The following is an 11,562-nucleotide window of genomic DNA, read 5'->3' as shown; positions in this document are numbered from 1 at the left end:
CCATCATGACTCCCCTCTCACTCCATTATTCTGTATTTACACGTACGCCTACCTTCAGCCATACATTCCAAACGTTGCACCTTGGCGCCGAGCACCTCTGCAAACAAGGCCATTTCGCACTGGCACGCATGTCGGAAAGAAGCGGCGACCTGCAATATGGGACAATTGGCCTCCTCCAGAATCCACATCGCATCATCACTCCTGTACAGACTGGTCATGTATCCTCTCTTATCCTGATAACTCGCAAGTGTGTATAATCGTTCTTCCAGGTCCTCACTAGACATGAGCAGCAGGAGCTCTTCGTTCAGCTTCTCTTTCAATCGCAAAAACACTAGGCGAATCGCGTCCTCTCCGCCGAGCTCCTGCAAGCTCTCCAGCAGTTCAACGGCCAAATTCCCATATTGCTCAGGAAACAAATTGGAAGCTTTCGAGGTTAATTGATACACCATTGCCGGCCGGTGTGCATGGCCGCGCTTGCAGGCAATCTCCAAATAACCATCAGCCTGCAATTGATGCACATGCCTGCGAACCGCCATTCCTGTAAGGCCCAGCTCACCTGCAATCTCCCGAATCGTAAGCCGGCCGTGCTTTTTATATAGCTCCACGATCTTCTGTCTGGTTGCACCGTCTCTGCCCGGCCTATATTTCATTTTTTCACCGCCTCGGCTTGCTATTTTTTTGAATAAAACTTGTCATTGCAAGTTAATATCTTCCTGTTGTAGAATAACAACAAATTTATTTTTTGCCTATAGTAAAATTTTTTTCATTCAGTCAACTTTATCCTTTACATAAGAAACGCGTGAAAAAGGAGCAATTGGCGAAGCCCGATCCTCTTGATGGATCGGGCTTCTCAATTTAACCTTATACGATGCTTATATTTCACCGCGAAACGAGCTTATGCCGCAAAGACGGCGTCAGCCGTTTACGCTTGACCGGGCGGCTTATTTCTTGTTCAAGGACTGGCCGGCCAGCCATTGCATCAGCGTGATCGTTGTCCCGTTCATTTGCTCCGACACGTCGTTGTTATAGACGTAAATCCAAGACCAGTGTCCGTCGTATTCGAACGGCGTGCCGTCCGCTTTCGTGTACAGGCCGGACGTATCGACCACGTTGTCGAACAAGGAGAGGTGAACGTCCTTCGCGCCGGCTGCGACCAAGCGTTCATAAGTCGGAACCGCATATTCGGCGGGCGGGACGAGCTGATCCGTCTTCGCCGCGACGAACCAGATCGGCAGGTTCTTCATGCGCTCGATGTCCGCGTCGGTAATCAGCGTATCCTTCAAGGCCTCGCAAGTCGGGAAAGCCGCCGCGAAGTAGCCGGGATAGTCGCGGATCATCAGCATCGTCATGTACCCGCCGTTGGAATCGCCGCCGATGTAAATCCGATTCGTATCGATGTCCTTGTTCTTCTTCACGTACGACTCAATGAGCGCCATCAGCGCGCTTTCGTACTTCGATGTGCCATCGCCGAAGCCTTCGAGGCCGTCCATCCAGAACGTCGGCGTCTGCGGGGCCAATACGTAGGCGCCTCCGAAGAACCCTTGCACGCCTTTGGAAGCGAAATTGACGGCTTTGTTGCCGGCAATCGCGACCGTCGGGTCCGTGCCGCCTTCACCCATGCCGTGCAGCCAAATAATTAGCGGATTTTTGCTCTTGTCTTTGGCCGGCGTGTAATCGGCATAGGTCAACCTCACGCCGTTGTGCGTGAATTTGCCCTTCGTCCGAAAATCGTCGACCAGCTCTCGGACCTCGCCTTTAAACGTATCGACGACCAATCCGGTCAAATTCCCTTTCGCCGTCGCGATCGGTTTCTGCTGGGTAATCGTATAGCTGCTGTCGATCCAATCGTTCAGATACGTCTGCACACTGAAGTTCATGGCCGATCCCAGCGTGAGAGTCGGACCGATTTCCATTTCCAGCACGACATGCTTTCCCGCTTTGACGGCCGGCTTGCCGCTCGCGTCCGCGACGTACGCTTTCGTCACGTTGCGATACCCTTCCTCCAGAACGGGATCTTCCAGCCGGCCGTCGCTTCGGACGACATGTACCTTGAACGTATCCGTCGCAACCGATTGGATCGGAATCGGCCTGCCGATATCGACGATGAGCTTCGTGACGGCCGGTCCCCAATCCTCGACTTCCGTCACCGTCCGGTAGGAGCCTGTCGTCTCCTTCTTTTCCGCCGCGAACGCCCCCGTCCCGAACGACATCAACACCGTACATACCGCCAATGTCCATACCCCCGCCTTCCTGCCGTATTTGTGCATTGCGCTCATCATGCCGCCTCACCCTCCATTATTAGAGAACCACTTCTTTGCCGGTTTCGGCCGATTGATAGAGGGCTTCGAGAATTTGCGTCACGACGAACGCCTGCTCCGGCTTCACGAGCGGATCACGGTCATGAATGATGCACTCGAGCCAATGCCGGGCTTCCCTCGTCCCTCCATCCTCCGCGTTCGGTCCGAAGTAGGCGATGCCCGGTCCTGCTTGCGGCTTCGTCTCGACGAGCTTGCCGAACTGCACGCTGTTGAACACGAGCTCGCCCTTGTAATCCGCCGTCTGCTTCATTTCCGCACCGCCGTCCGTGCCGAATAACGAGGCTTTCGCCTCCTTCACGTCGGTTGTGTTAAGCGCCCAGGAACTCTCGAGGAATATCGTCGCCCCGTTCTCCATCTTGATCAGACCGAACGCTGAATCCTCCACGTGAAACGTCTCAGGATTCCACGGCCCCATCATATTGCCTTCCGGCTTATCCCGCAGCTTATAAAAAACGGAGCCTGTCACCGATTTGGGCTTGTAATTGTCCATAAACCAGAGGGCCAAGTCCAGCGCGTGCGTGCCGATATCGATCAGACAGCCGCCTCCCTGCTGCTCCCTGTCGGCGAATACGCCCCACGTCGGTACCATCCGGCGACGGACGGCATGGGCTTTCGCCATGTAGATTTCGCCCAAGAAGCCCTCGCGGCAAGCCCGGTAGAGAATTTGCGAATCGTCATTCCATCGATTCTGATAGCCGATCGTCAGCTTCTTGCCTGTACGTTTGGCTGCATCGAGCATCGTTTGCGCCTCAGCAGAATTGATCGCCATCGGCTTCTCGCACATGACATGCTTGCCTGCTTCAAGGGCGGCCACCGTGATGAACGAGTGCTGAAGATTAGGCGTCAGGACGTGGACGACGTCGATCGATTCGTCGCGAAGAAGCTCTTGATACTCCGTATACACCTTGGCGTTCTCGCCGCCAAAGTCTTTGGCCGCTTGGCGCGCTCTCTCTTCGACGGTGTCGCAGAAGGCGGTCATTTCCGCCAATGAGGCGTTGCGGGCCAGAGCCGGCATATGCTTCTGAAAGGCGATTCCTCCGCAGCCGATAATGCCGATCTTCAACTTTCGGTTTGACATGATCTAAACATCTCCTTTCATTTGATCTTGCCAATTACAGGTATTGCCGAAGAACGGACAAATCGTTCCGAATGCTTTCGAACTTATCCGACGATTCGCCCTCATTCTCTACGAGCGCATAGCGGACATGCCCCATTTCATGGATCCTCGCATACGTCGACTTGAAATCGAATCGTCCGGTACCCAGATCGACGAAATCCGAACCTTTCACATATTTCCGGTACGCCTGCAGAACGTCCATCTCCTCGTCACCGCCCTGTTGCATCGCTTCGAAGATATTGACGGGGCCGCCAAGCTGCTTATTCAAATCTTTCTGATGGACGATATCGCAGCGCTCGCCCAGCTTCTCCAGCACCGTAACGGGATCCATTCCCGCCCGCATCACCCATACCAAATCGACCTCGAACTTCAGAACGTCCGGATCCGTATTCTCCAAGATAAGATCGAACAGCGTGACTTCGCCGGACGCTTTGAACTCATGCGCATGATTGTGAAGATAGAAGCGGAACCCGTTCTCCTTCAGTCTCTTCCCTACCGCGTTCATCTGTTCGGCGGCGGTTAACGTTTGCTCGCGGTCCTTCACGAATAGCGAAGGCAGCACGATGGTCTCGCAGCCGAGCGCCTCGTAGTACTTCATCACGGAATCCCAATCATGCGACAGCAAATCCTGACCGGGCATCGTCCCTTCATGCGCGGCTATTGCCGTAAGGCCAAGCTCCCGCAGCTTGGTCTTGACGCTCGCCGCCGGAAACTCGTCGCTGAAGCGGGTCATCTTCTTCATATTGAACCCGATAAGTTCGATGTTCTCGTACCCCATCGCCGATACCTTCTCGAGGGTGCCGTAATAATCGCTCCCCAATTGCTCGTGTACGGAAAAAATATTAATCCCGGCTTGAACGCCCATGTTTCGAATCTCCTCTCGGTATGAGATGCTGCGGTATGACCGGACCGGCCATACCGCCAAGACGATGGATCGGATTACTGCTGCGCCGCCCAAGCGTCCAGCTGCTTCTGCTTCTCGGCGATAATCTTGTCGATGCCCGCCGCTTTCATCGCTTTGATAAACTTCGGATGCTCGACTTCCGGATCGACCGTTCCCGTCTCCAGCGCCTTGTAGTATTGGTCGAACACGTTGCGGACCGCCGCGACCTCCGTCTTGACCGGCTCGGAATCGTACGTGAAGCCGAGCGCCTTCGATTTCTTCGATACGCGGTTGAACTCCGCCAATTCTTCCCACAACGTCGGGCTGTCGCCCTTCCAGGTGTAAGACAGGAACTGGTTGCCGAACATCCAGCCCATGTTCAGGTTGTAGCCGGAATTGGCCGGGTCGACGCCCTGCGGATAATCGATCACGTTCGGGTCGTCCGTCTTCGCGTAATGCTTGCCTTCGATGCCCCAGTCGAACAGGTTGATTAATTCGGGATCGGTATACATCAGGTTCAGCAGCATCATCGCGCGCTGCGGATCCTTCGAATTGCGGGCGATGCTCCACATGATCGACGTAATGTTGCCCGTGGCCGTCGTCGGCGGCAGCAGTTCCTTGGACACCATCTCCATGCCGACGATCTTCGATTCCTGCGCTTGGTAGCCCGGCTTCATATGCGACAGCCAGGCGAACGCTTTGCCGGACTTCACCAAGTTGTACTGCGTCTCCGTGCTCGTCGCGATATCCTTCGCGACGTACCCGTTCTCGTACCATCTGCGCGCGATACGAAGCAGGTCCATGTACTCCGGCGTCTCGAAGTAATTGACGACCTTCAAATCGTTGTCGAGACCCGGCAGCGTGCCGAATCCGTCGTCGAGCGAGTCGCGGTAATAGTTCAGATGCGTATCGAAGATCGTATTGCCGTATTTCACGAGCGGAATCATGTCCGGCTCGTTGTCCTTGATCGTCTGGAACACTGCGTCCAGATCGTCGTACGTCTTGATCGCGTCCAGATCGATGTTGTACTTGTCGACGAGATCTCTGCGCATCGTGACGCCATAGTTGGCCGCGAGATCGCGGATGCTCGGCACGGCGTAAACGTTGCCGCCTATCTTGACGGCGTTCAGGAACGCCGGGTCAAGATCGTCCAGCGCCTGCTTCACGCCCGCGCCTTCCATCTCGAGCATGTCGTCCATCGCGAGGTATTGTCCTCGCGCCACCGTCTGGCTGTACGTACCGAGGCCGCTCAGAATGAGGTCGACCTGCTCGTTGCCCGCCAGCATGAGCGTCGTCTGCTGCTGCCAAGCCGCCCAGCCGATCATTTGCAGCTTGACGGTCGCGTTGATCTTCGCTTGCGTCACTTTATTGATCGCCGCTTCGATTTCCTTGAAATCTCTCGGCTCGCCCGGACCGGCGAACACCATGACGAGTTCGACCGGCTTCAGGCCGGACGCTTCGCCGCCTTCCTTGCCGGCGTTCGCCGCCGCGTTCCCCGAGCTTTCACCGCTGCCGCTGCCGCCGCCGCTTGACGATCCGCTGCAGCCTGCAAGCACCGCGGTCAGCGCAAGCACGAGCGCCAGCAGAACGAATGCCGTCTTTTTCCCCTTTTTCATACCGTAGCCTCCTCATGGATATATGCTATCCGGCCGCAGCCGGGAATAGCTTCAGCCTTTGACCGCGCCGATCGTCAGCCCTTTGACGAAGTATTTCTGGAAGAACGGATAAGCGGCGATCAGCGGGACAATGCCGATGACGGCCATCGCCATCCGCATCGAGTCGAGCGGCAGCTTGGCGACAAGCTCGGCTCCTTTGCCCATTTGCTGCGTATTGTTCTGCAGGAACTGCAGATCGAGCAGAATGCGGTTGAGCAAGTTCTGAATGCTGAAATATTGTTTCTCGGTGACGTAGATCAAGCCGTTGAACCAGTCGTTCCAATACATAATCGTGTAGAACAGCCCGACCGTCGCGAGAACGGGCAGCGACAGCGGCAGGACGATCGCGCAGAAAATTTTCCATTCCTTCGCGCCGTCGATGTACCCCGATTCGATCACCTCCTTCGGAATCGACGCGGCGAAGAACGTGCGCATCAGGATGACGTAGAAGCCGTTGGCGAGCAGTCCCGGGAGAATGAGCGCAAGCAGCGTATTTTTGAAGTCGAAATAGTTCGTGTAGAGCAGATAGGTCGGCACAAGGCCGCCGTTGAACAGCATCGTGAAGAAGACGTAGAACGCCAGAGCATTGCGGAATGGCATTTCCTTGCGGGACATCGGATACGCGACCATGGCGGTAATCGCCATGCCGGCCGCTGTGCCGGTCACCGTGACGAGGATCGTGATTCCATACGACCGCATAATGTCCGTCGAATTGTTCCACATATAGCGATAAGCTTCAAGGCTGAACTCGTTCGGAATGAGCTTGTACCCGGAACGGACGATCTCGAGGTCGTTCGTTAGCGACGCGGAGAACAAGAGCACGAACGGGAAGACGCAGAATAGCGTGAACGCCAACATAATGAAGATGATTCCGAATTGATAAAGTCTGTTCGTTTGCATAATCCCTCACCTCCCTTTAGAACAACGCGTTGTCGCTGTTCTTCTTGTTCACGATATAGTTGGAGACGAGCACGAGCACGAATCCGACGGCGGCTTGGTACAGGCCGGCGGCCGACGACATCCCGAGGTCGCCCATCGTAATCAGCGCGCGGTAGACGTACGTGTCGATCGTGTTCGTTACCGGCATGAGCACGCCCGTATTGAGCGGAACCTGGTAGAACAAGCCGAAGTCGGAGTAGAAAATGCGCCCGATCGCCAGCAAAGTCATGATCGAGACGACCGGTGTAATGAGCGGAATCGTGATGCTTCGGATTTGCTGCCATTTGCTCGCGCCGTCGATCGTCGCCGCTTCATAATATTCTTGGTCGATGCCGATAATCGCCGCAAGGTAAATGATGCACAGATAGCCGACGCCCTTCCAGACGTTGACGATCGTCAGAATGAACGGCCAATGCTTCGTCTCGCTGTACCACGAGATGTCGCCGATGCCGAAGAGCGGCAGAATCGAGTTGTTCATGTAGCCTTTCTCGACGTCGAGCATCGCGAGCACGAGGTAGCCGACGATGACCATCGAGATCAGATAGGGAAGCAGGATCAGGCTTTGGAACGTCCGGGATACGATCCGATTCTTGATATCGTTCAGCATGATCGCCAGCGCGATGGCCAGCACGGTATTGAGGATGATGAAGACGATATTGTACAGCAAGGTGTTGCGGGTAATGATGTAGGCGTCGCTTGTCTTGAACAAATACTCGAAGTTCTTGAACCCGATCCATTCGCTGCCCAGGATGCCGTCCGCGAAGTTAATGTTCTTGAAAGCGATAACAACGCCGAACATCGGCAAATAGTTGTTGATGAAAAAATAAAGCACCGCCGGCAGCGTCATGAGCAGCAGCGTCCGGTATTTCCGCACCCGCCTTAGCAGCTGCTTCCATGACGCGGCTCGGTCTGCCGCGGCTTCCGCCCGCCGCTCGGCATACGCCTTCGTGCTCGCTTCCATGATTCTCGTCCTCCTTGTCTGGAATTGTTTACAAGGTTAAGGGTACAAGAATCGCGCGGCGGCAACTACCTCAATTCCGTCATGGCATTTTCGATTTTCCGTCATCGCATAAAATAATAGAAACCGTCCCGCACGGACGGTTTCCCGCTTCATTCGTCTCAAGCACCCGTCTCGTGCGCCGGCAGACGGATTTCGACGATGGCGCCCTGTTCGTTCCGGAACGAAATGTCCGCTTGATCCCGATAAATCAATCTAAGCCTGCGCCTTACGTTCCAGATGCCGATGCGTTCGCCTTCCCCGTTCCTCATGCTGCGCTCCCCCTGCAGCTGGATCAGGACGTCGTCCGGGAATCCTCCGCCCGTATCGGCGATTCGGATAACGATCCGTTCGCCGCCGCCCGTCTCCTCTTCCCGAATGCCGATGTCGATCCGAACCGGCCGGTCGAGGTCGATCGCGTGCTTGATCGTATTCTCCACGAACGTCTGGATGACGAGCGGCGGAACGGGACAGGCCAGGAACCGGTCGTCGGCCTCGATGCGGCAGGCGAGCGTGTCCGGGAAACGGACCTGCTGGATGCGGATATAATTCTCGGTATGCGTAAGCTCATCCCGCAGCGGCACGAATTCCGATTCGCTGCGGAACATGAACCGGAAGTAATGCACGAGCGACATGGACAACTCTTCGATCAGCGCGTAATTGCGCTCTCGGGACAAGTAGTAGACCATGTTGAGCGAATTCAGGAAGAAATGCGGGTTGACCTGCAGCTGCAGATGCTTCAGTTCGGCTTTCTGCGATTGCAGCTGTTCTTCGTAGATGTCGATCTTCAGTTGCTGGATTTCGGAGGCCATCGTGTTGAACGTCTCGTTCATCAGCATGAATTCGTTCGAGGTGCGACGGCTCGCGATTCGGGCCTCGAAGAAGCCTTGCCGCAGCTTCCGCATCTCCGACATGATGCGATTGATCGGCGCGAGCACGACTTTGCGCAGCATCAACAAGGCGACCGCCACGTACAGCAAGAGCCCCCACGTCATCCATTGGATAATTCGCTGCAGGAACGGCAGTTGCTGCAGAATGCTCGAATCCGGAATGAGGGCGACGAGGCTGAAGGCGCCTTTGTCCGATTTCTCCCCGACGACCAGATACTTCGGATCGATGCCGGTCAGCGTGTAGGCGTTCCGCTCGAACCGGAGCGCAATCGGATTCCCGTCGCCTGGCATCGCTGGCGTAAGCGGCAGGAAGCCATCGTCCGCGAGCAGCGAGAGGCCATTGTCGCCCAGATCGACGAAGTTAAGCGGGACCATGAGATGCTCCGCGCCGACGAGCGCGCCGAGATAGACCTGGCCGCTCTTGAACGCGCGGACGAGAAAATATTTTCCGTCGATTCGAATCGGCGTCCACGCCTCGAACGGAGGCAGGCCGTCCGCTTCACGCTCCCGGAAAGCGACGGTCAATTCCGCCGCGATTCGCTGCTTCTCGACATAAATCGCATACGGCTCCTGCGCGTTCTTGGGCACGATCATGAAATCCCGGTTCACGGCGGAATAGAGGAAGAAATAGTCCAAGACGCTCATGTTAACGCTTCCATCATTGAGCGTGTTCCATAAACCGAGTTTGGCCAAATGGTACGGGTCGTCGTCTTGTCCGGCCGACCTCTCCATCGTCAGCAGCCCCGTATCTCTCGCGACGATATCCAGCAAATATTTATCGATCTCCTCCAAGTTCCGGTCGATCTGCCGCATGTAAAGGCTGACCAAATTGCCGTTCGATTGCGCGACCTGATTGCGCACGACGTCCATCGAGTAATAGTTGCTGTAAATGAGCAGCGCGCAGACCGGCAGCATCACGACGAACAGCCCGACCATCAGCTTGAATCGCAGCGAATTGGCCCCGGACCTCAGCTTCGTCCAGATCGTGCGCTTCCCGTTATACGGCATCATTCCGGTTTCTCCTGTAATCTTGAGGCGTCATGTTCGTCTCCCGCTTGAACAGCGTCGAGAAGTAGGCGAAATTCGAATATCCGACGGCAAGCGCGATGCTCCCGATCGGCATGTCGGTCTTCTCAAGCATCGTCTTGGCGAGCTGCAGCCGCGCTTGCACGATATAATCGGACACCGACACGCCGGTCTCCTTCTTGAACAGCTTGACGGCGTAATCCGGGCTGAGCCCGACATGGTCGGCAATGTAAGTCCTGGACAACTCCTGATCGATGTTGGCGGCGATATATTTCTTGATGCGCTCCACGATCGACACGCCCTCCGCTTCCCCGCCGCGGATGCGCGCAATCGCGCGGTCGAGCACTTCTTCCATCCATTCGCCGAAGACGTGAACCGTACGAGTCGCCTCGGACGTGCGAACCGGATCGAGATGATCAAGCAGCATTTCGTCCGCCTGCAGCCCGAGCTGCTGGAACGTGGACAGCATCATTTGCAGGAACTGTTGATACCACTGCTGCAGCGCTTTGGCATTCATCGCTTCGTTCCGGCTGCAGCCTTCAAGGAACGACTTCGTCTCCGCGAACAGACGCTCCTTGTCGCCGCGCTTCAGCAGTTCGGACCATAGCAGCATCGGCAGCGACGGGAAGCGGCAATCCCGATTCAGGCACGACCGTTTCGCATATTCATCCAGGAAGATAACCTGTTCCAGCATGTTGACGTTGTCGCGGTGGATGGCGGCGAGCGCGCCGTACATGTCCGTCATGCCGTGAATCGGAACCGGATCGCCGACATAACAGGATAAGCTGCAATAGAAATACCGGCTGCCTGCTTCGATGAACGATTCGAGTTCGCTCCGGAATTCGGAGCGGCAATGATTTGCGTCTTCCGTCCGGCCGCGGGGCGGTGAGACGAGCAGCAGCCCTTCCCGAACCTGTACGACGCATGCGTCGGCGTAGCGCCGGCCCAGCGGTTCTTCGAGCGCGTTCCGGATGGCGTACCTCAGCAGCTTCTCTTCCCGCGCCGTGAACGATCTCCGCCAATGCTGAACCGTGACCAGCACCGGCACGAACAAGCTGTCCGGCTCGTACGCAATGCCACGCTTCCGGATCGCTTCCGCGGCTTCAATCGCCCGCGGCGGAATCGTCTGCTCCAGCACGTCCAGCCAGAACCGTTCGACGAGCAGCGGCCGATGCGTCTCCCACAGCCGCTGGTAATGCGCGTATGCATCGGCAACGGACAGCGTCTCGCGTTTCTTGCCGATCTTCTCGACCGCCCTCGCGACGATCGCCGCGAGCTCCTCGTTCCGCACGGGCTTCAGCAAATATTCCAGGCTGCCGAGCTGAATCGCTCGCTGCGCGTACTTGAACTCGGCATGGCAGGTCAGGAAGATGCATTCCGAATGAGGATAACGCTCGCGAACCCACGCGAACAGCTCGAAGCCGTCTCCTTGCGGCATCTCGATGTCGCAGATCATGATGTCGACCGGCTGCTTCTCGAATACGGCGATCGCCTGGCGCATATTGTGCGCGACCGCAACGCCGACGATGCCCAGCCGTCCCCAATCGACGCTTTTCTTAATTCCGCTTGCGATAATGCGCTCATCGTCGACGATTAACAATCGGTACACGGCAGATCCTCCCATGCATTGAGATAAGAAACGGATGAAGATGGGCAAACAGTCCGGTTCGATGAACCGGACTGCGGTCTATTGCGATTATGCGCTTGCGTTCAATTCGGCGATCATCGCGTCGAGCA

General features: G+C 56.2%; 9 protein-coding genes. All 9 read right to left on the bottom strand.

Annotated features, from left to right (window positions below):
* Positions 1-17 precede the first annotated feature (17 nt).
* The gene (locus IDH41_RS00045) at positions 18-650 is read right to left on the bottom strand and encodes a helix-turn-helix transcriptional regulator (protein WP_190857129.1); all 633 of its coding nucleotides are present in this window, start codon (positions 648-650) and stop codon (positions 18-20) included.
* Between the two features lie 291 nt (positions 651-941).
* Positions 942-2,279, bottom strand: coding sequence for a prolyl oligopeptidase family serine peptidase (locus IDH41_RS00040; protein ID WP_223829320.1), 1,338 nt, complete (start codon positions 2,277-2,279; stop codon positions 942-944).
* A 19-nt stretch (positions 2,280-2,298) separates the two neighbouring features.
* Positions 2,299-3,396, bottom strand: a complete 1,098-nt coding sequence (locus tag IDH41_RS00035; protein ID WP_190857127.1) for a Gfo/Idh/MocA family protein — start codon at positions 3,394-3,396, stop codon at positions 2,299-2,301.
* 34 nt (positions 3,397-3,430) lie between these two features.
* Entirely contained in the window at positions 3,431-4,300 is an 870-nt protein-coding gene (locus IDH41_RS00030; protein ID WP_190857125.1) for a sugar phosphate isomerase/epimerase family protein, read from the bottom strand.
* A gap of 74 nt (positions 4,301-4,374) precedes the next feature.
* Positions 4,375-5,934 carry an ABC transporter substrate-binding protein gene (locus IDH41_RS00025; RefSeq protein WP_190857123.1) on the bottom strand — a complete coding sequence of 520 codons (1,560 nt, stop codon included), beginning with the start codon at positions 5,932-5,934 and terminating at the stop codon, positions 4,375-4,377.
* 51 nt (positions 5,935-5,985) lie between these two features.
* Positions 5,986-6,876, bottom strand: a complete 891-nt coding sequence (locus IDH41_RS00020) for a carbohydrate ABC transporter permease (RefSeq protein ID WP_190857621.1) — start codon at positions 6,874-6,876, stop codon at positions 5,986-5,988.
* A 13-nt stretch (positions 6,877-6,889) separates the two neighbouring features.
* Positions 6,890-7,759 carry an ABC transporter permease gene (locus tag IDH41_RS00015; protein ID WP_190857619.1) on the bottom strand — a complete coding sequence of 290 codons (870 nt, stop codon included), beginning with the start codon at positions 7,757-7,759 and terminating at the stop codon, positions 6,890-6,892.
* 272 nt (positions 7,760-8,031) lie between these two features.
* Positions 8,032-9,810: a sensor histidine kinase gene (locus tag IDH41_RS00010; protein ID WP_190857121.1), complete on the bottom strand. Its 1,779-nt coding sequence runs from the start codon at positions 9,808-9,810 to the stop codon at positions 8,032-8,034.
* Complete coding sequence (locus IDH41_RS00005) at positions 9,797-11,434, bottom strand: response regulator transcription factor (protein ID WP_190857119.1); 1,638 nt, start codon at positions 11,432-11,434, stop codon at positions 9,797-9,799. Before IDH41_RS00005 ends, IDH41_RS00010 begins: the two co-directional genes overlap by 14 nt.
* Positions 11,435-11,562: the final 128 nt, after the last annotated feature.

Origin of the sequence: Paenibacillus arenilitoris, from assembly GCF_014705655.1 — a bacterium.
Lineage (GTDB): Bacteria > Bacillota > Bacilli > Paenibacillales > Paenibacillaceae > Pristimantibacillus > Pristimantibacillus arenilitoris.
This window is presented reverse-complemented; position numbering and strand designations above follow the sequence as displayed.